Consider the following 19,926-nt stretch of genomic DNA (forward strand, 5'->3'; position numbering starts at 1 on the left):
CGCCCCCGGCACCTGCCGGGCCCAGCCGCTTCCGTTGCCCCTCCCGCTGCCTGAACGACGAGAGTCCGCCGCCATGTACGAGTTGTCCCGGGTCCGCCTCTACTCCATCGGGCCTGCCGGTGCGCGCTACGCCGACACCGTGCTCGACCTGCGAGGTGTCGGTCAGCCCGTGCCCAACCCCGCGCCGGCCCAGGCGGAGTTCTTCGAGGACGAGCCGGTGGGCCCGCCGCGCCGCCCCGCACCCGCGGGCGTGCTCTTCCTGGAGAACGGCGGCGGAAAGTCCGTCCTGCTCAAGCTGATCTTCTCGGTCATGCTGCCGGGGCACCGCAACACCCTGGGCGGCGCGAGCTCCGGTGTGCTGCGCAAGTTCCTGCTCGCCGACGACTGCGGGCACGTCGCCCTGGAGTGGCAGCACACGCTCACCGGCGAATGCGTGGTCGTCGGCAAGGTCAGCGAGTGGCGCGGACGTCAGGTGTCCAACGACCCGCGCAAGTTCGCCGAGGCCTGGTACTCCTTCCGCCCCGGGCCGGGACTCAGTCTCGACAGCCTCCCCGTGGCCGAGGCCACCTCCGTGGGCCGCCCTGTCGAAGGTGTCTCGGGCGCCCGGGGCAGGCGCCGCACCATGAAGGGCTTCCGGGACGCCCTCACGGACGCGGGCAAGTTCTACCAGCACCTCGATGTGCACTGGGAAGAGATCCACGACCGGTGGAACGAACACCTCGGTGATCTCGGACTCGACCCCGAACTCTTCCGCTACCAGCGCGAGATGAACTCGGACGAGGGCGAGGCGGCCGGTCTGTTCGCCGTCAAGAAGGACTCCGACTTCACCGACCTGCTGCTGCGGGCCGTCACCGACACCCGCGACACCGACGGTCTCGCCGACCTCGTCAGCGGCTTCGGCAACAAGCTGGGCCGGCGCGCCGAGCTCACCGCCGAGCGCGACTTCACCGCAGGATCCGTCGACCTGCTGGGCCGGATCGTCGAGGCCACCGCGACCAGGGCCCGCAGCCGAGACATCCACGCCGGCGCCGAGCGCCGCACCCGCACCCTCGCCCGCAGGCTGTCCACCCGCGCCGTCGAGGAACGGGGCCGCACCGCGGAGCTCGCCCAGCAGGTCACAGCAGCCGCCCACACCGTCACGGAGGCGGAGGCAGCCCGCAGCCACCGGGACCTCATCGCGGCGGAGCTGGCCTACCGGCACGCCTCGCTGGCTCTGGCGGCGGCGGAGAAGGGCGCGGCGGCCCAGCGCCGCGAGCTGGGCGACGCACGTACGCTGCACGCCGCCTGGCAGGCCGCCGAAGCGGTCCTGCGCCATCGCGCGGCCGCCGACCGCTCCGCCCGCGTCGCCGTGGCCATCCGGGAGGCCGAGCGGGACGCGGCCCCGGCCCTCGCCGCACGCGCCACCGCCGCCGCGGACCTGGTGCGCGCCCTGCACACGGCGGCCGAGGCGGGCGAGAGCGTCGCCAACGAGGAGGAGGAGCGCTCCGCCACCCTCCAGGCCACCGGCGAGACGGCCCACCGCGATGCCACCACCGCGGCCACGGAGGCCCAGCGCGCCCGCAGTGAGGCCGGCCATCTGCGCCAGCGTCTCGCCGAGGTCGAACAGGAGACAGCCGAAGCCGTACAGGCGGGCTGGCTCGACAACACCGCCCCGGACGCCGACCCGGCCCGCGCGGCGCTCGCCGCGAGCGATGCCGAACAGTCCGCCGTCGCCGCCTGGGACACCGCAAGGGAGGCCGCCCGGGCCACGGCCGACCACGCCAGGGAGGCTGCGGCGGCCGAGAGCCGCGCCGAGCTCGCCGCGGCCCGGGCCGCGGACGGCGCACAGGCTGCCGAACAGTCGTACGAGGCCGAGCGCAGGGCCGCCGAGTCGATCGCCGCCGACCACCGCCTCGCCGACCTGCTGGGACTGCAGACGACGAGCGGAACCGGCGTGCCCCGCCCCCGCCGGGGCGCCGCGGAACCGGAGGGGGAGGGCGCTCCCGGGGCCGACGGACCGGCTTCCCGGGACACGCAGTCCCTCAGCGCCGAGGAGTTCGACAGCAGCGCCGACGAACTGCGCGAGCTCCTCGACCAGGGCGTCGCCTCCGCCGAGCGCAGGCTCTTCGACCTGCGCACCGCAGCCGCCGACGATGCGCGCATCCTGGGCGCGCTCGGCGACGGAGGGCTGCTGCCGCCCGGCCCCGACGTCCTGGCCACCGTCGAATACCTCGGCGAGCACGGCATCCCGGCGCTGCCCGGATGGCGCTACCTCGCCCAGGCCGTCGACCCCGCGGACCACGCCGCGGTGCTCGCCGCCCGCCCCGAGCTCGTCGACGGCGTCGTCATCACCGACCCGGACGCCCACGCCCGCGCCCGGGAGGTGCTCGGCACCGCAGCCCTGCTGCCCCGCTCGGCCGTCGCGGTCGGCACCACCGCGGCACTTCTCGCACCCGTCCCGGCGCCCGGCGCAGGCACCGGCTGCGCTGACGAGGTCTTCCTCGTCCCACCGAACCCGGCCATGCACGACGAGCACGCGGCGGACGAGGAACGGCAGGCACTCAGGACCCGGGCCGCAGCCCGCGACGAGGACATCAGGATCCTGGCGGCGCGGCTCACCGCGGACCGCTCCCTCGCCGCCCGTATCGGCTCGTGGCGTTCCGACTGCCCGCCCGGCATGCTCGGCGAGCTCGGCGAAGCGGCCCGCACCGCGCGCACCGCCGCTGAAACGGCAGAGGCCGTACTCGCCGAGGCCCGCACCGTCCGCGCCGAGGCCGACGAAGCCGCCGCCGACGCCGCGCGTGTCCGCGACGAGCGGCAGGAGACCGCCCAGCGCGCCCGCCGTGCCGCCGACGCCCTCGCCGGCCTGGCCCACCGCCTGCGCGAGCGGTCGGCCTGGCAGGCACGGCTCCGTGAACTGACCGACGAGGCAGCCGAATCCGAAGCACGGGCCACAGTCTGCCTGGAGCGGGCGCGTGCCGCGGACGAGGACCGCAGGGCCGCCCAGCGCGCCGCGGACGACGCGCGACGCACCGCCCGGGCCCTGCGCGCCGAACGCGCCGAGATCGCGGGCGCCCCCGAAACGCTCCCCGAGCAGGCCGCCGGCACCGCCCGCACGTCCCTCCCCGCCCTGCGCGAGGCGTACCGGGCCGCGTCCCAGCTGTACGAGAAGGTGGGCGTCGGCGCCGACCTGCGCGCCGAGCAGGCCCGCGCCGAGAGCGACGAGAGTGCCGCCGTCGCGGAGCTCGACCGCCTCTCCAACAAGGTCCGTACCCGTGCCGCCCAGCTCCTCGAAGGCACCGACGGCGCAGACGGGCCCTCGCGGCAGGCCGCGGCCGCCCGCGCCGAGTCCCTCGTCCAGCTCCTGGAGACCAGGGCGTCCACGGCCAGCGAGCAGCTCGGCAGGCTGCGGGGCGAGGCGGAACGGCTCGCCCCGGCCGACGACGAGGCCCGCCACACCGAGCTCTCCGCGGATCTCTCCCCGGCCGACGCGGAACAGGCCCAGAGCCTGTTCCGCACGGCGACGGCCGAACTGGCCTCCGCCACCGCGGCCCTGGACACCGCCCGTGCCGCACACACCGAACTGCTGCGTGCCCACCGCGGCGCGGAGGACTCGGCGAGCGGCTTCGACGAGACGGCCGCGCTCCTGCGCGATCTGCTCAGGGACCACGGCGCGGAGGACGAGAGCGACGCCCCCGGCCCGTACCCCGGCACCCTCGAGGAGGCCAGGCAGTCCGCCGCCGAGGCCCGGCGCTCTCTGCGCGGCTGCGCCACCGACCTGTCGGCGGCCGAGAGTTCCGTACGGGAAGCGAGCGACGTGCTCGTACGGCATGCCAACTCCACCCGCTACGAACAGGTCCGCACACCCGCCCGGCAGCAGATCCGTGAGCTCCCGGCCGTCGCCCTGCCCGACCACGCGGAGAAGTGGGCCGCCGCCTTCGCCCCCCGGCTGCGGGTGCTCACCGACGAGCTCGCCCAGCTGGAGCGCAACCGCGACTCCATCGTCGACCGGCTCCGCGGTCTCGTGGACTCCGCCCTCACGACCCTTCGCTCCGCCCAGCGGCTCTCCCAGCTTCCCGAAGGTCTCGGGGAGTGGTCCGGCCAGGAGTTCCTCCGGATCCGCTTCGAGGAACCCGACCAGGCCACCCTCAGCGAACGGCTCGGCGAGGTCATCGACGAAGCCACGCACGCCGCGCTCAAGAAGAACTCCGACCTGCGCCGGGACGGCATGTCCCTGCTGCTGCGGGGAGTTCAGGCGGCGCTCCGGCCCAAGGGCATCGCCGTGGAGATCCTCAAGCCGGACGCGGTGCTGCGCGCCGAACGGGTCCCTGTCGGGCAGATGGGCGATGTCTTCTCAGGTGGTCAGCTGCTGACCGCGGCGATCGCCCTGTACTGCACGATGGCGGCCCTGCGCAGCAACGACCGGGGCCGCGACCGCCATCGCCACGCGGGCACCCTCTTCCTCGACAACCCCATCGGCCGGGCCAACGCCACCTACCTGCTGGAACTCCAGCGTGCCGTCTCCGACGCCCTGGGGGTTCAGCTCCTCTACACGACCGGGTTGTTCGACACCACGGCGCTCGCGGAATTCCCGCTGGTCATCCGGCTCCGCAACGACGCGGACCTGCGCGCGGGTCTGAAGTACATCAGCGTGGAGGAGCACCTGAGGCCGGGTCTGCCTCAGCAGGACCCGGAGGGGGAGACCGTCCACGGAGAGATCACGGCGACCCGCATGTTCAAGCGCAGCGAGCAGACGCCGAACGCCCAGGCAGGAGCACCGGTTCCGGAGATGCGGTCGGAGACGACCCTTCGCTGAGGGTGTCCGACCGCCTTCGCCAGGGGTGTCCTACCGCCCGGGCGTACCGGATCGCGCCGGAGCACAGGCCGTCAGGCCCTGGAGAGCCCGCCTGTGCCCCGGCGTCGTATCCGCGTTGCCTTGCGCGTCTGCGCCCTGGCCGTCCGCCGGGCGCGGCGCCGCTCACGCCGCATACGACGCGCCGTGCTGCTCGGCACGGACACCACACCGTTGCGCTGGTTCCACACCTGCCGGGTCACCCACACATCCAGCACCGACCATGTCGCGACGACCGTGCTGCCCACACCACTGAGCACCATCGGGAAGGCGAGCCACGATCCGGTGAGGGTGCACAGGAAGGCCACCATGGCCTGAATGATCGTCAGCGACATTATGAGGACGGCACGCACAGCGGCCGTCCGCACCGGATCAGGCATCCGCCGCCGCAGCGCGGGTTCCTCCACCCACAGCTGCTGCCGCGGAACCCTCGCCGGTCCGGTCGCCTCCGCACCCGACGCCTCGATCCGACGCTCTTCCGTGTCCAAGGACCTTCAACTCCCCACCGCTGTCCGACTTCAGGGTGGCTGCCCGGCCTGCGCCCGTTCTACGCGGGCGGACCTTGCCGCTCTGCCACGCCTGCCCCGTAATGTTCTCCTGCCCCGTACAAGTGGACGAACGCCGGGCCGCGAAGATTCCCGCCGAACGTCCTCAATCGGCCCCGTATGGGTGTGGAACGAAGAGTTCCAGCCAACTGCCTGAAGTGACTCCGCGGCCCGTGGGTGGACTTTCTCTGTCGCTTTCGCGAATTTCATCTCAGGGAATACCCGGACAACTCGTGATCAACGAGGGGGACGGAGGCCGAAAATCGTCCGGACACGCCTTCGAGTTGTCTGCGTGTCAGTAGTAGGCTCGCGCCGTTTGTTGACGGAACACCGACGTACCTCCGGCGGACCACCGCCGGAACACCGGAACGACACCGACACAACCACCCCCGCAGAGCGGGGTCGAGCTGGGGGAGGCCATGCGCTTTCGCGGGAAGTCCATCCGCAGGAAGATCGTGGCGTTGCTCCTGGTGCCGCTCGTCTCTCTCACGGGTCTCTGGGTCTTCGCCACCTACGTCACCGGACGCGAAGCCGGTGAACTGATGGGCGCGAGCGCCATCGTGGAGAAGGTCGGCCACCCCCTTGAGGACACCGTCCGGGCCGTCCAGGGCGAACGCCGACAGACGCTGGTCTTCCTCGCCGACCCCCGGGCTTCGGACGCCCTGCCGATCCTGCGCCGTCAACGAGCCGTGACCGACCGGGTCGTGGCGGACGTCAGGAGGAGCGCACAGCAGGAGGGCGTACGCGACGCGCTGAGTCCGGACGCGGAGACGCAGCTCGATTCGATCCTCAGCGAGGTCGACGGCCTGGACGCGCTGCGTGCGTCCGTCGAGAAGCGCACGATCGACCGGACCCGGGCCCTCGACTTCTACAACGGCCTCGTCGACCCCTGCTACCGCTTCCTCAACGGTCTCCACACGATGGAGAACGTGTCGATGGACAAGCAGGTGCGGGCCCTGGTCGGTATCTCCCGGGCGCGCGAGATGCTCTCCCGCGAGGACGCGCTGATCGCTTCGGGCCTCATCGCGGGACGCCTGGGCGCCCCCGAGCTGCGTGCCGTCTCCGACCTCGCGGCCAGCCGCAAACTCCTGTACGAGGTCAACCTCGAACTGCTGCCCGGGTCCGAGAGCCGGCGCATGGAGCAGTACTGGGGAAGCCCCGACACCGAACCGCTGCGTACGGCCGAGCAACGGCTCATCGCCGCAGGACCGTTCAAGAAGCCCGGCGCCATCGACGCCGCGCGCTGGCAGGAAGTGGCCCCGCCGGTCCTCGAACACCTGGCCAACGACAGCACGGAGATGGCCAACCGCTTCCAGGACCGCGCCGAACCGGCCGGATACCGGGTCCTCGTACGGGCAGGCGTCGCCGGTGTCCTCGGATTCCTCGCCCTGCTCGTCTCCGTCTTCGTCTCGGTACGCATCGGACGCGAGCTCGTCCGCGACCTCTCCCGGCTGCGCAAGGACGCCCACGAGGTGTCCGGCGTACGGCTGCCCAGCGTGATGCGGCGGCTGGCCGCGGGCGAACAGGTCGACGTCGAGACCGAGGCCCCGCACCTCCAGTACGAGCGGGACGAGATCGGCCAGGTCGGCCAGGCGCTCAACACGCTCCAGCGGGCCGCCGTCGAGGCCGCGGTCAAGCAGGCGGACATGCGCCGCGGCGTCTCCGAGGTCTTCGTCAATCTCGCACGGCGCAACCAGGTGCTCCTGCACCGCCAGCTGACGCTCCTGGACACCATGGAGCGCCGCACCGAGAACAGCGACGAACTCTCCGATCTCTTCCGCCTCGACCACCTCACCACCCGTATGCGGCGCCACGCCGAAGGACTCGTGATCCTCTCCGGGGCGGCCCCGTCCCGGCAGTGGCGCAAGCCCATCCAGCTGATGGACGTGGTCCGGGCAGCGGTCGCCGAGGTCGAGGACTACGAGCGGATCGAAGTACGGCGCCTCGCCCGTATCGGCGTGGGCGGCCCCGCCGTGGCCGACCTCACCCACCTGATCGCCGAACTCCTCGAGAACGCCACCGTGTTCTCGCCCCCGCACACCGCGGTCCAGGTGCACGGCGAACGCGTGGCCAACGGCTTCACGCTCGAGATCCACGACCGTGGCCTCGGCATGGCGCCCGAGGTACTCCTGGACGCCAACCTGCGGCTCGCCGAGACCCCCGAGTTCGAGCTCTCCGACACCGACCGGCTCGGCCTCTTCGTGGTCAGCCGGCTCGCCCAGCGGCAGAACGTCAGGGTGTCGCTGCAGACATCGCCGTACGGGGGGACGACCGCGATCGTCTTCATCCCTGCCCAGCTGCTCACCGACGCACCCGACACCCATGGCACGGGCTTCCGCCTCGACCGCCGGGCCGAGAAGGCGATCGGCAGCGGCCGGCCGAGCAGCACCGTGCCCGGCAGCGACAAGGCCCGCAGGGACGGACTGGCGGACACGACCACCACGGTCAGGACCGCCGGGCTCTCCCCGGTCCCCACCGGTCTCACCGACCCGTCCGTGCTCGACGGCCCGGTGGAACTCGAAAGCCCGGTAGGGGCACTCGAGTTCACCGACGACCAGGCGCTCGACCCGGCGCTCGCGCCCGTTCTGGACGGCGTCTCCGACCTCGAGGACACGGAGAGTGAGCGTGGCGGCATCTTCCGCGCCCGCGACCTGCGCCGGGACACCGGCCGTGAACAGCACCAGCAGGCGTTCGACCCGTCCGACGGGCGCGCCGGAGACGTCCGCCCGATGCGCCCCGCAGGGCCCGTGCCGCTGCCGCGCCGCAAGCCGCCGACCCTGGTCACCGACCACGGCCGCCGGGTCGGCGAACCGGAGCGGTCCCGCTCCACGGCCCCGGACGACTTCCCCGCCGCGCCGGACGCCGCGGCCTTCCAGGCCGTACCCGACGCAGGCACCCTGCCCGCGGCCGGCCGGACGGCCCCCCTCCCGTCGCAGCGCAGCTCCAGCGCACGGCCGTCCGCACCGGACACCGTGGGCGGCCTGCCGCGCAGGGTCCGGCAGGCCAGCCTCGCCCCTCAGCTCCGGGAGGACTCCGCGGGCCGGACTCCCGGCCACGCCCCCGCAGGCACCGCCGACGACCTCGAACGTGACGCGGACGAAGTACGCAATCGCATGGCTTCGCTTCAAAGCGGCTGGCAGCGCGGCCGTCGGCAGAACGCCGAGGACGTGACCGGCCGCGGCGAGACAGCACCAGGAACCACTCCGGGAGGGGACGGTCGATGACCGCACCGAACGCCGCAGCACACAACGCCTCACGCCAGGGCTCCGGCGAACTCAACTGGCTGCTCGACGAACTGGTCGAGCGCGTCGCGAGCATCCGTAAGGCGCTGGTGCTCTCCAGCGACGGCCTGGCCACCGGCACGTCCAAGGACCTGACCCGCGAGGACAGCGAACACCTGGCAGCCGTGGCCTCCGGATTCCACAGCCTCGCCAAGGGCGTCGGCCGCCACTTCGACGCGGGCCGGGTCCGGCAGACCGTCGTCGAACTCGACGATGCCTTCCTCTTCGTCACCGCGGCCGGCGACGGCAGCTGTCTCGCCGTCCTCTCCGACTCGGACTCGGACGTCGGGCAGGTGGCGTACGAGATGACACTCATGGTCAAGCGCGTGGGGGTCCACCTGGCCAACGCCCCCCGGACGACCGGTCTCCCCGCCGGCGGGTGAGCGGACGGCATGAGCGCCGACTCCGTCCGGGGGACCGCCCCCGGATCATCACCCGCTCCCGCCGACGCGGGTTCCTCGCGCTGGTACGACGCCGAAGCAGGCCCGGTCGTCCGCCCCTACGCGATGACCCGGGGGCGTACCAGCAGTGCGTCCCGTCACCGTCTCGACCTGATCGCGATCGTCGTCCCCGAACCCGCGGCCGACGATCCGGGCCGCGACCAGACGCTCTCCCCGGAGCACGTGGAGATCGTTGAACTGTGCAGCGACATGCCCCAGTCCATCGCCGAGCTCGCCTCCGGACTGGACCTCCCCGTGGGGGTGGTCCGGGTCCTGGTCGGTGACCTCGTCGAGGACGAACTGGTGCATGTCACCCGTCCCGTTCCGCCGGCCGAGCTGCCGGACGTGAACATTCTTCGCGAGGTGATCAATGGCCTTCGGGCGCTCTAGCCGCAGAAAGCGGCCCGTTGAGCCCGTTACCCTGAAAATCCTGGTGGCGGGCGGATTCGGCGTGGGCAAGACGACCCTGGTGGGGGCGGTCAGCGAGATCAGACCGCTGCGTACGGAGGAGAGGCTGAGCGAGGCGGGCCGCCCCGTCGACGACCTTGCCGGTGTCGAGGGCAAGAGCACCACCACGGTGGCCATGGACTTCGGGCGGATCACCCTGCGCGAGGACCTGGTCCTCTATCTGTTCGGGACGCCCGGACAGGACCGGTTCTGGTTCCTGTGGGACGAACTGGCCCAGGGTGCGCTGGGGGCGGTCGTCCTCGCGGACACCCGCCGGCTGGAGGACTGCTTCGCGGCGGTCGACTACTTCGAGCGCCGCGGGATCCCGTTCACCGTCGCGGTCAACCTCTTCGAGGGGGCGGAGCAGTTCCCCAACGAGGCGGTACGGACGGCACTCGACCTCGACCCCGAGGTACCCGTTCTCCTGTGCGACGCGCGCGACCGGGCGTCCGTACGGGACGTGCTGGTGGCCGTCGTCGAACATGCGATGGCGCGGGCCGACCGGCTCCGGGAACCTGCCACGACCTGACGGCTCGGCGACAGCACTGAACGCGGCCCGTACCCCCGCCGACCGGGGTACGGGCCGCGCGTACGGTGCGGGCCTGCAGCGGCCGTGGGAGGAGTCTTCACCTGCCGTGACGGACCGTCAACCCCCGTGCGCACTCTGCTGTCAGGGGTTCTCGGCGTGCCACTTGGCGGCCGTCTCGGCCAGTTCCCCGTCGCGTCCGGCGAGCATCATGCGGATCATCTGCACATCGCCGCGAAGTGACCACGCGGGGTGCCCGAACGTGGCGGGATTGTTCTTCTCGATGAGGAAGTGCGCCGGCCAGGCGGTGCCGTACCCGATCAGGGGCAGCGCCGCGAGGTAGCGCTTCCGGCCGCGCGCCAGCCCGTAGGCGGTGACGGCGACACCCGTCAGCGTTCCCGTCAGATGGACCCACCTCGTCGCCGCCCTGGAGTGCATCGCGACGTAGTAGGGCCAGAACTCTTCATACGAATTGAACGTCTGCTGTGACATAAAGGCACCGTAATGGCTCACGTGGCAACCGGATACGGCAGTTCCGCGTCCGATAAGGAGAACGGGCGGCCGGAGCCCACGGGGGTGGTCCCGGTCGCCCGTTCTTCTCGCCCGCGAGGCTCAGTGACCCGCGACGGACCGCCTGCTCACCGGGAAGTCGAAGTACGTGTCCGGGAAGACCTCCGGCTTGTAGGTGTAGTGCCACCACTCCTCGGCCAGGTTCACGAAGCCGAGACCGGCGAGCGTCGTCTTCAGGAACTGCCGGTTCGTGCGCTGTATCCCCTGCACCCGCGGGTCGTCCGTGTGCGACAGGGTGTCGAAACAGTCATAGCCCGTCCCCATGTCCACCGAGTTGTCCGGGAACCGCTCGTCCGCCGGTGCGTAGCACGGCGCCAGCCGCTCGCCCGGCACGTAGGGCCTGGTCGGCAGGGCGGGCAGCTTCACCAGCGTCAGGTCGACCGTGCTGCCCCGGCTGTGACCGGACTTCTCGGCGATGTAACCGTCCTCGAACAGACGGGTCTTGTCCACGAGCGGATAGAACTCGCCCTTCATGGTCTGGTCGTCGAGATCCTTCGCCCAGCGCACGAAGTGGTCCACCGCACGCTGCGGCCGGTAGCAGTCGTACACCTTGAGCGAGTAACCCTGGCGCAGAAGGCTCCGCTGAGCGGTGCGCAGCGCCCGCGCCGCGGGCCGGGTCAGGATGCAGACGGGCTGCCGGTACCCCTCCACCCGCTCGCCCAGGAAGGTGTGCTCGGTGCTGTACCGCATCTCTGTGATGATCGTGGGATCGACGGAGCGCAGGTCGACGAACTCCGAGGGAGCCTTGGGTTCGGGCTCGGCCCGGGCCACCGGAGCGGCAGCGGTCACGGCGAGCAGGGCGGCGGCAGCGGCGGCCGAAGCGCGGATGGCGTGAGCGATTCCTGTCATGGGCACATCGTCCATCAGCTCGGGGACGGGGAGAAGGGTGATCGGATACAGTCCGCCCGTGAAGGACTCCCACTGCAGCACCTGCGGAGCCCCGTACTCCGCCGACCCGTCGGTACCCACCCCCTGGCCACGCACCTGTCCCGCGTGCGGCGCCACCGCCTACCGCAACCCGCTGTCCGTCGCCGTCGCCCTCCTGCCGGTCACCGGCCCGCGCGGCACCGGACTCGTCGTCATCACCCGCACCATCCCGCCGCAACTGGGCGGCATCGCCCTGCCCGGCGGGTACATCGACCAGACCGAGGACTGGCGCGACGCGGTCGTACGGGAACTGCGCGAGGAAACCGGGATCAAGGCCGACGGGGCGGACGTCCGGCTCGCCGACGCCCTGAGCTCCCCGGACGGCCATCTCCTCCTCTTCGGCCTGCTCCCGCCACGCCCCGCCGCAGACCTGCCGCCTTCCCTGCCGACGGACGAGACCTCGGGATTCACGGTCCTGCGCACCCCCGCGGAGCTCGCCTTCCCGCTGCACACCCAGGCCGTGCGCTCCTGGTTCGCCGGCAGCTACAGCAACTGACCCGGGGCCGTGGGCGCCCGCAGCCCCCGCACCCGTACCGGATACGTCACCAGGTCCTCCTCGCCGTCCCGCTCGACCACCACGCGCCCGCCGGCGAGCCGTGACGTGAACCGCTCCACCTCGGACCGCGTCCACCCGTCGCCCACATCGCGGGCCACCAGCCCGCCACCCGTGCGCCCCGCCGCCGGAGCCCACACCTCCAGCTCCGTGCTTCCGTCCGCACCGCGAACCGGCAGCACCGCCCCGGCCCGCGCCAGAACCGGAATCCGGGACAACGGCGCATCCACCAGAACCTGTCCCGGCCCCTCGTACGCCTCCTCGGTCGCCGTGTCGTACCAACGGCCCCGCGGCAGCCGGACCGCCCTGCGATCCGATCCGCACTCCAGCACCGGCGCCACGAGCAGCGCGTCGCCCAGCAGGAACGCGTCCTCGCACTCCCGCAGTGCCCGGTCCCCGGAGGCCCCCCACCACAACGGCCGCACATACGGCGCACCCGTCAGCCGGGCCAGCTCCGCCAGCGTCACGAAGTACGGGCGCAGCCGCTCCCGTTCCTCCAGCGCGGCCCTCGCGCCACTGAGCACCTCGGGCCCGAACTCCCACGGCTCCCGCCGCCCCGCATCGATGGCCGCATGGGTACGGAACAACGGCAGGTACGCGCCCAGCTGGAACCAGCGCATGTACAGCTCCGGCGACGGCGACCCGTCGAACCCGCCCACATCCGGCCCCGAGTACGGCACCCCGCAGAGCCCGAGACCCAGCACCAGGGCCAGCGAGGCACGCAGCCCGGGCCACCCCGTGGCCACATCACCGGACCAGGTGCCCCCGTACCGCTGCATCCCCGCCCAGCCGGAACGGGAGAACAGGAACGGCCGCTCATCGGGCCGCAGCCGGCACAGCCCCTCGTACCCGGCCTGCGCCATCGTCAGGCCGTACACATTGTGGGCCTCACGATGGTCACCGCCACGGCCCTCCAGAGCGTGCCGGGACGAACGCGGCAGGGTCGGGTCGCCGAACCCCGTGAACGCCACCGGCTCGTTCATGTCGTGCCACACCCCGGAGAACCCCTGGGCAAGCCGCTCCTCGTACAGCGTCCCCCACCACTGCCTCACCTGCGGATCGGTGAAGTCCGGATAGACGCACTCACCCGGCCACACCTCACCGAGCACCTGACCCCCCTGGGGATCCCGGACGAACGCACCCGCCGTGCCCACCTCCTGGCCGCTGTCGAAAACCGCGTTGCCCGGTGAGGCCTTCACCGCCGGGTCGACGATCGACACCAGGCGCACCCCGTCCGCACGCAACTCCTTGGCCAGCCGGGGCAGATCGGGGAACCTCTCACGGTCGACGGTGAAGACCTGATGCGCGTCGTAGTGATCGATGTCCAGGTGCACCGCCGACAGCGCAAGCCCGCGCTCCCGGTACCCCGCCACTGTCCGCCGCACCTCGTCCTCGCTGCCGAACCCCCACCTGGCATGCTGCGGACCCAGCGCCCACGAGGGCGGCAGCGCGGGCGCACCGGTCAGCGCCGTCCAGCCCTGCAGCACCCTGGACGGCGTACCCGCAACCACCCAGCAGCGCAGCGGACCGCCCTCCATCCGCACCTCACACGTACCCGGCCGGTCGTGCCCGGACCCCGCACCCTCCTCACCCTCCCGGAGCGTCACCCGGCCCGACCAGGTGTTGTCGTGGAAGGCCAGATGCGTCCCCGCGTCCGACACCACCAACTGCACGGGCATCGTCAGATACAACGGATCGTCCCCGGGACCGAAGCGACCCCCCGGATCGGTGTTCCACAGCCGGTACGTCCCCCCGCGCAGCCGTGGCCCGCCCGCACGCCCGCCGAGGCCGAAGAAGCGCGCGTCGGCCGGCACCTCGGAGCGCTGCACCCAACGCGCCGCGCCCCCGCCCACCGGTTCCCACCACCGCGGCGGCAGCTCCCGGCGCAGCACCACACCGCCCGGCGTACGGAGCTCCACCGCACCGTGCCGCGACACCGCCACCGTCAGCCGCTCCGACACCACCTGCCAGCCGCCGTCCTTGTCCGGCTCCAGCCCCGCCCGCGGATCCGGCTCCGGCGCCGCTCCCGGCAACGCGTAGGAGGGCAGCGCCTCCGCACCGTCCCACGACCAGAACACCGCACCACCGACAGCCACACGGATGCGCAACTCCGAACGGGCGAATCTCACGACACCCCCGCCCGGTCCGGGCTCCGCCCCCACCAGAAGACCGGGAACCCGAGCCCGCTCCGGCCCCCGCGGCGGCAACGCCCGCGCGTCCGCCCGCCGTCGCCGCCAGGCGGAGCGCACCGCGCGCATTCCCTGCACAGAACCGACCATCTTCACCGAGCGCACCAGGTCACGACCATCCATGCAGGCCACCCTGCCACCCGGCCGGCGGCGAACGGGGTCCGTTCAGCTTCCGTTCACCTGTGGCCGGACCACACTGCCGTGCCGGCAACCATGGCAGGGAGACCCTGGTGCGAAAGACGATCACATGGCATCGTCCGTGAATGCCGCTCACGCGCACACCCCAGCCCGTGCGCGCGACGCACGCACACCCCGCGTACCCGAGAAAGGCCAGGGAGCCACCCCATGACCTCAGCAGCCGGCGAAGCCCCCCTCTGGCAGCCCGACCCCGAACGTATCGAGGCCGCGGCCGTCACCCGCTTCCAGCGCTGGGCGGCAGAGCGGTACGGAGCCCCGGCCGACGGCGGCTACGAGGCACTGCACCGCTGGTCGGTCGACGAGCTCGACACCTTCTGGCAGGCAGTGACCGACTGGTTCGACGTCCGCTTCTCCACCCCGTACGAGACAGTCATCGGCGACCGCGCCATGCCCGGCGCCCAGTGGTTCCCCGGATCCACCCTCAACTACGCCGAACACGCGCTGCGTACCGCCGACGACCCCCTGCGCGCCGACGCCCCGGCACTGCTCCACGTCGACGAGACCCACACACAGATCCCCATCAGCTGGTCGTCGCTCCGCAGCCAGGTCGGCTCCCTCGCGGCCGAGCTGCGCGCCCTCGGCGTCACACCCGGCGACCGCGTCAGCGGGTACCTCCCCAACATTCCGCAGGCGGTCGTCGCCTTCCTCGCCACCGCTGCCGTGGGCGGAGTCTGGACCTCGTGCGCCCCCGACTTCGGCGCCCGCAGCGTCCTCGACCGCTTTCAGCAGGTCGAACCCGTCGTCCTGTTCACCGTCGACGGCTACCGCTACGGCGGCAAGGAGCACGACCGCACCGAGACCGTGGCGGAGCTCCGACGCGAACTCCCCACCCTGCGCGCCGTCGTCCACATCCCCCTCCTCGGCACGGACGCGCCCGACGGAGCCCTCGAGTGGTCCGCGCTCACCGCCGCCGACGTCGAACCGGTCTTCGAGCAAGTCCCCTTCGAGCACCCGCTCTGGGTGCTGTACTCCTCCGGGACCACCGGACTTCCCAAGGCGATCGTCCAGTCCCAGGGCGGCATCCTCGTCGAACACCTCAAGCAGATCGGGCTGCACTGCGACCTCGGCCCCGACGACCGCTTCTTCTGGTACACCTCCACCGGCTGGATGATGTGGAACTTCCTCGTCTCCGGGCTGCTCACCGGCACCACGGTCGTGCTCTACGACGGAAGCCCCGGATACCCGGACGTCAGCGCCCAGTGGCGGGTCGCCGAACAGACCGGAGCGACCCTCTTCGGTACCTCCGCGGCCTACGTCATGGCCTGCCGCAAGGCCGGAATCCATCCGGGCCGCGACCATGACCTCAGCCGCGTCCAATGCGTCGCGACCACCGGGTCCCCACTTCCGCCGGACGGTTTCCGCTGGCTCCACGACGAGGTGGCCGAGGACCTGTGGATCGCCTCCGTCAGCGGCGGCACGGACGTCTGCAGCTGTTTCGCGGGCGCGGTCCCCACCCTGCCGGTCCACATCGGCGAACTGCAGGCCCCCTGCCTCGGCACGGACCTCCAGGCCTGGGACCCGGCAGGCAAGCCGCTGACCGGCGAGGTCGGCGAGCTCGTCGTCACCAGCCCCATGCCCTCCATGCCGATCCACTTCTGGAACGACCCCGACGGCAGCCGCTACCACGACAGCTACTTCGACATGTACCCCGGCGTCTGGCGTCACGGCGACTGGATCACGCTCACCGGCCACGGCTCGGTCATCATCCACGGACGCTCCGACTCCACCCTCAACAGGCAGGGGGTGCGGATGGGATCCGCGGACATCTACGAAGCCGTCGAACGGCTCCCCGAGATCCGCGAATCGCTCGTCATCGGCATCGAGGAGCCGGACGGAGGCTACTGGATGCCGCTCTTCGTCCACCTCGCCGAAGGCGCCGCGCTCGACGACGACCTCCGCAACAGCATCAAGCAGACGATCCGCGAGAACCTCTCCCCACGCCACGTACCGGACGAGGTCATCGAAGTCCCCGGCATCCCGCACACCCTCACCGGCAAACGCATCGAGGTTCCGGTCAAGCGCCTCCTGCAGGGCACGGCCCTGTCCAAGGCGGTCAACCCCGGCTCGATCGACAACCTCGAACTCCTCCACTTCTACGAGAACCTCGCCCGCGAACGCCGCTGACCCGGTCACTGAGGGCACCGTTGTCAGTCCCCCTGATTACGCTGAGTGAGCATTGATCGACAGCGCACAGGGGGACTCATGGCGCACACCAAGCAGACGAAACGCACCCACCACCGCTCCGGCACATCCATGCGACGCGCGCTGCGCCGCGAAGCACCCAACACCGTCGGCCTCCTGGTCGACGCCGAGGACTTCGCGGCGATGCGTCACTACCGGAGCTTCATCTTCGACGACCACTCCGTCTACCTGCAGCAGGTCGAAGGCCTCCTCAAAACCCTTGCGGCGCAGGGAATGCACACCACGGTCGCCCTCTTCGACCCGGAGGACTACGCGGAGTTCTGCACCGATGCGGACCTCGATCCGGACGACCGCACGAACCGCAGCCGCTTCACGGCCGAAATCGCCGCCGCCGGGGCCACCGTGGCCTACACCGGCCAGCCCATCGACGCCCTGATCCCGCTCCTCGTCTCGCGCGCCGTCCGCCGGGCGACCTGGGAGTACGCCACGATGCTCCTGGCAGACCTCGGAGACTGCGCGGACTGCGGACAGGACATCGGCAGGGCCGCCTTCGACCGGGCCTCCCACCTGCTGATGCGTCTGCTGGAGGCAGCAGGACCGGGCACCCACCACGCGGTCTGCAGCACACCCACGGAAAACGAACAGCTCCTCGCCGTGCTCCACACGACGAGGCAGCCCGACGGCCCGGTGCACCTGGAATCGTCGGAAGGGGCGGAGTTCGCCACCGTCCTCGCCGTCGGCATCGCCCTCGAGACACGGGGAGGCGTGGTGCTGCGCACCAGCACCACGGACGCTCCGGACCGGGTGTACGGCTGGCGCCTGATCCGCGGCGGACTCGTCCCGCTCACCGCGGGCGAGGTCTTCAGCGCCTACTGCACCGACGCGGACACGGGCGAACCGGTCTCACCGGAGTCGAACGTGGAGTACTGCGCAGGCTTCGACCTGGGCGCCGACGAGCCGGACAGGCACCACTGACGGGAAAGGACGAAGGGGTTCCCGCCTGCCGGGCGGGAACCCCTTCACAACCGATCACGCGAGTCCGGCGGCGTTACTCGCCCGACAGGACCGCCTGCGCCGCGACCCGTGCCTCTTCGGCGGAGTCCGTCGCACGAGCGGCGGAAGCGGCACGCTCGCACTGCGCGAGCGTGTACTTCGCCAGCGTGGCGCGCACATACGGAATGGAAGCGGCACCCATGGACAGCGAGGTGACACCCAGACCGGTCAGCACACAGGCAAGCAGCGGGTCCGCGGCAGCCTCTCCGCAGACACCACAGCTCTTGCCCTCCGCGCGGGCGGCGTCGGCCGACAGAGCGACCAGATCCAGCAGCGCCGGCTGCCACGGGTCCTGCAGCCGGGACACGGCACCCACCTGCCGGTCGGCCGCGAAGGTGTACTGCGCCAGGTCGTTGGTACCCAGCGACAGGAACTCCACCTCCTGCAGGATCGAGCGAGCCCGCAGCGCGGCGGAGGGAATCTCCACCATCGCACCGAACTTCGCCTGCAGTCCGGCCTCACGGCACGCGTCCGCGAAGGCCTTCGCATCGGCACGGTCGGCCACCATCGGGGCCATGACCTCGAGGTAGACGGGCAGCCCCTCGACCGCCTTGGACAGGGCGGTCAACTGAGTGCGCAGCACATCGGGGTGGTCCAGCAGACTACGCAGCCCACGGACACCGAGCGCCGGGTTCGGCTCGTCCGCCGGGGTCAGGAAGTCCAGCGGCTTGTCCGCACCGGCGTCGAGCACCCGCACGACCACGCGCCCCTCGGGGAACGCCTCCAGCACGGCACGGTAGGCCGCGATCTGCTTCGCCTCGGTGGGCGCCTGCTTGCTGTCGTCCAGGAACAGGAACTCCGTACGGAACAGCCCGACGCCCTCGGCACCGGCCTCCACCGCCGCCGGCACGTCGGCCGGACCGCCGACATTGGCGAGCAACGGGACCTTGTGGCCGTCGGACGTGGCACCGGGACCGGTCGTAGCGGACAGTGCCGCCTTGCGGGCCGCCGCTGCGCTCTCCATCTCCGTGCGCTTCTCGTCGCTCGGCTCGACGAAGACCTCACCGGTACTGCCGTCCACCGCGACGACCGTGCCCTCGGCGATCTCCCCGGCTCCCGGGAGAGCAACGACGGCCGGAACTCCGAGTGCCCGCGCCAGAATGGCGCTGTGACTCGTCGGACCGCCCTCCTCGGTGACGAACCCGAGCACCAGGGCCGGGTCCAGCAGCGCCGTGTCGGCCGGGGCCAGGTCACGCGCGATCAGAACGTACGGCTCGTCGCTGTCCGGAACACCCGGCATCGGAACGCCGAGCAACCGCGCGACGATCCGGTTCCGCACATCGTCGAGGTCCGCGACGCGGCCGGCCAGGTACTCCCCGGCATTGGCCAGCAGAGCCCGGTACGAGGCGAATGCGTCGTAGACCCCACGCTCCGCGGTACTGCCGACCGCGATGCGGCGATCCACATCGGCCATGAGCTCCGGGTCCTGCGCCATCATGGCCTGGGCCTCGAGCACGTGCTGGGCCTCGCCGCCGGCCAGATTGCCTCGCGCGATCAGGTCGGCCGCGACAGCTTCCACGGCCTGGCGGGCGCGCCCCTGCTCGCGCTCGGCCTCCTCCGTAGGAATCTGTTTGGCGGGCGGCTCCAGCACCGCCGTACCCATGTGCCGAACTTCGCCGATCGCCACACCGTGGCTCACGCCGACGCCTCGCAGCGTTGTCTCCATTTCACCCGTCTCCGGTTGTGCGGCGGCTGTGCCACCGCGGTGAATGCCCACTGGCAGTTGGTGCCAAAGGTGTTACTGCCAGCCGAACAGTGCGTCTCCGACCTTCACGTCGCCGTCCTCGCGCACCTCGGAAAGGGAATCGGCGGTGGCCTCGAGCGCCACGATCGGGCAGATCGCCGACTTGCCGGCTGCCTCGACGGCGGCCGGGTCCCACCGCACGATGCCCTGACCGCGGGTCACGGTGTCCCCCTTGTTCACGAGGAGCTCGAAGCCCTCGCCATTGAGCTGTACGGTGTCGATCCCGAGGTGGGTCAGCACCCCGTGTCCCTCGTCGTCCACGACGACAAAGGCGTGGGGGTGCAGGGAGACGACGATGCCGTCGACCGGAGAGACGGCCTCGGAGGGCTCGCGCACGGGGTCGATGGCGGTACCGGGACCAACCATGGCGCCGGAGAAGACCGGGTCGGGAACCGCGGTGAGTCCGATGGCGCGGCCGACAAGCGGGGACGTCACTGTGGTCATGGGGAGCCTCCCAGGGGTGGAGCTTCGTCTGTTGTC

At 71.6% G+C, this 19,926-nt stretch carries 14 protein-coding genes; 8 read left to right on the plus strand and 6 right to left on the minus strand.

Features of this window, described 5'->3' with window-relative positions; genetic code table 11:
* Positions 1–73: 73 nt before the first annotated feature.
* Positions 74–4,795 (plus strand): hypothetical protein, encoded by a 4,722-nt coding sequence (locus tag OG257_RS32200; RefSeq protein WP_329213095.1) that lies wholly within the window; start codon positions 74–76, stop codon positions 4,793–4,795.
* A 71-nt stretch (positions 4,796–4,866) separates the two neighbouring features.
* Here OG257_RS32200 and OG257_RS32205 read toward each other — a convergent pair whose 3' ends face one another.
* Positions 4,867–5,319 carry a hypothetical protein gene (locus tag OG257_RS32205; protein ID WP_443054510.1) on the minus strand — a complete coding sequence of 151 codons (453 nt, stop codon included), beginning with the start codon at positions 5,317–5,319 and terminating at the stop codon, positions 4,867–4,869.
* 476 nt (positions 5,320–5,795) lie between these two features.
* Here OG257_RS32205 and OG257_RS32210 point away from each other — a divergent pair, with 476 nt between their 5' ends.
* The 4 genes from OG257_RS32210 to OG257_RS32225 are packed head-to-tail and all read left to right on the plus strand — an operon-like array spanning position 5,796 to position 10,073.
* Positions 5,796–8,600, plus strand: coding sequence for a sensor histidine kinase (locus OG257_RS32210; RefSeq protein ID WP_329213097.1), 2,805 nt, complete (start codon positions 5,796–5,798; stop codon positions 8,598–8,600).
* Positions 8,597–9,040: a roadblock/LC7 domain-containing protein gene (locus tag OG257_RS32215; protein ID WP_329213100.1), complete on the plus strand. Its 444-nt coding sequence runs from the start codon at positions 8,597–8,599 to the stop codon at positions 9,038–9,040. Before OG257_RS32210 ends, OG257_RS32215 begins: the two co-directional genes overlap by 4 nt.
* Before the next feature lie 9 nt (positions 9,041–9,049).
* The gene (locus OG257_RS32220) at positions 9,050–9,487 is read left to right on the plus strand and encodes a DUF742 domain-containing protein (protein WP_329213101.1); all 438 of its coding nucleotides are present in this window, start codon (positions 9,050–9,052) and stop codon (positions 9,485–9,487) included.
* Positions 9,468–10,073 (plus strand): GTP-binding protein, encoded by a 606-nt coding sequence (locus OG257_RS32225; RefSeq protein ID WP_329213103.1) that lies wholly within the window; start codon positions 9,468–9,470, stop codon positions 10,071–10,073. The genes OG257_RS32220 and OG257_RS32225 overlap by 20 nt, the downstream gene beginning before the upstream one ends.
* Positions 10,074–10,214: 141 nt before the next feature.
* Here the strand turns inward: OG257_RS32225 and OG257_RS32230 are convergent, their stop codons facing one another.
* Together OG257_RS32230 and OG257_RS32235 are read right to left on the minus strand one after the other, a co-directional pair.
* On the minus strand, positions 10,215–10,562 hold the full coding sequence (locus tag OG257_RS32230; protein ID WP_329213105.1) for a DUF962 domain-containing protein: 348 nt from the start codon (positions 10,560–10,562) through the stop codon (positions 10,215–10,217).
* 120 nt (positions 10,563–10,682) lie between these two features.
* Positions 10,683–11,489, minus strand: a complete 807-nt coding sequence (locus OG257_RS32235; RefSeq protein WP_329213108.1) for a M15 family metallopeptidase — start codon at positions 11,487–11,489, stop codon at positions 10,683–10,685.
* Between OG257_RS32235 and OG257_RS32240 the strand changes: the two genes are divergently transcribed.
* A complete protein-coding gene (locus OG257_RS32240; protein ID WP_443054511.1) occupies positions 11,488–12,063 on the plus strand; it encodes an NUDIX domain-containing protein in 576 nt (191 codons plus the stop codon). The two genes, OG257_RS32235 and OG257_RS32240, sit on opposite strands and share 2 nt — an antisense overlap.
* Here the strand turns inward: OG257_RS32240 and OG257_RS32245 are convergent.
* Positions 12,051–14,432, minus strand: coding sequence for a glycoside hydrolase family 31 protein (locus tag OG257_RS32245; protein ID WP_329213112.1), 2,382 nt, complete (start codon positions 14,430–14,432; stop codon positions 12,051–12,053). The two genes, OG257_RS32240 and OG257_RS32245, sit on opposite strands and share 13 nt — an antisense overlap.
* A 222-nt stretch (positions 14,433–14,654) precedes the next feature.
* Here OG257_RS32245 and OG257_RS32250 point away from each other — a divergent pair, with 222 nt between their 5' ends.
* Entirely contained in the window at positions 14,655–16,631 is a 1,977-nt protein-coding gene (locus tag OG257_RS32250) for an acetoacetate--CoA ligase (protein ID WP_329213114.1), read from the plus strand.
* Positions 16,632–16,709: 78 nt separating this feature from the next.
* Entirely contained in the window at positions 16,710–17,624 is a 915-nt protein-coding gene (locus tag OG257_RS32255) for a hypothetical protein (protein ID WP_329213116.1), read from the plus strand.
* Between the two features lie 73 nt (positions 17,625–17,697).
* Here the strand turns inward: OG257_RS32255 and ptsP are convergent, their stop codons facing one another.
* A complete protein-coding gene (gene ptsP / locus OG257_RS32260) occupies positions 17,698–19,368 on the minus strand; it encodes a phosphoenolpyruvate--protein phosphotransferase (RefSeq protein WP_329213118.1) in 1,671 nt (556 codons plus the stop codon).
* A gap of 72 nt (positions 19,369–19,440) precedes the next feature.
* Positions 19,441–19,890 (minus strand): PTS sugar transporter subunit IIA, encoded by a 450-nt coding sequence (locus tag OG257_RS32265; RefSeq protein WP_329213120.1) that lies wholly within the window; start codon positions 19,888–19,890, stop codon positions 19,441–19,443.
* Positions 19,891–19,926: the final 36 nt, after the last annotated feature.

It is taken from the genome of Streptomyces sp. NBC_00683 (assembly GCF_036226745.1).
Lineage (GTDB): Bacteria > Actinomycetota > Actinomycetes > Streptomycetales > Streptomycetaceae > Streptomyces.

What these genes read in the sequence shown, in the direction of transcription:
- OG257_RS32235 (WP_329213108.1), bottom strand. Translation starts at nt 11,489, where the DNA reads ATGACAGGAATCGCTCACGCCATCCGCGCTTCGGCCGCCGCTGCCGCC.
- OG257_RS32220 (WP_329213101.1), top strand. Translation starts at nt 9,050, where the DNA reads ATGAGCGCCGACTCCGTCCGGGGGACCGCCCCCGGATCATCACCCGCT.
- OG257_RS32225 (WP_329213103.1), top strand. Translation starts at nt 9,468, where the DNA reads ATGGCCTTCGGGCGCTCTAGCCGCAGAAAGCGGCCCGTTGAGCCCGTT.
- OG257_RS32255 (WP_329213116.1), top strand. Translation starts at nt 16,710, where the DNA reads ATGGCGCACACCAAGCAGACGAAACGCACCCACCACCGCTCCGGCACA.
- OG257_RS32200 (WP_329213095.1), top strand. Translation starts at nt 74, where the DNA reads ATGTACGAGTTGTCCCGGGTCCGCCTCTACTCCATCGGGCCTGCCGGT.
- OG257_RS32210 (WP_329213097.1), top strand. Translation starts at nt 5,796, where the DNA reads ATGCGCTTTCGCGGGAAGTCCATCCGCAGGAAGATCGTGGCGTTGCTC.
- OG257_RS32230 (WP_329213105.1), bottom strand. Translation starts at nt 10,562, where the DNA reads ATGTCACAGCAGACGTTCAATTCGTATGAAGAGTTCTGGCCCTACTAC.
- OG257_RS32250 (WP_329213114.1), top strand. Translation starts at nt 14,655, where the DNA reads ATGACCTCAGCAGCCGGCGAAGCCCCCCTCTGGCAGCCCGACCCCGAA.
- OG257_RS32215 (WP_329213100.1), top strand. Translation starts at nt 8,597, where the DNA reads ATGACCGCACCGAACGCCGCAGCACACAACGCCTCACGCCAGGGCTCC.
- ptsP (WP_329213118.1), bottom strand. Translation starts at nt 19,368, where the DNA reads ATGGAGACAACGCTGCGAGGCGTCGGCGTGAGCCACGGTGTGGCGATC.
- OG257_RS32265 (WP_329213120.1), bottom strand. Translation starts at nt 19,890, where the DNA reads ATGACCACAGTGACGTCCCCGCTTGTCGGCCGCGCCATCGGACTCACC.
- OG257_RS32240 (WP_443054511.1), top strand. Translation starts at nt 11,488, where the DNA reads ATGGGCACATCGTCCATCAGCTCGGGGACGGGGAGAAGGGTGATCGGA.
- OG257_RS32245 (WP_329213112.1), bottom strand. Translation starts at nt 14,432, where the DNA reads ATGGATGGTCGTGACCTGGTGCGCTCGGTGAAGATGGTCGGTTCTGTG.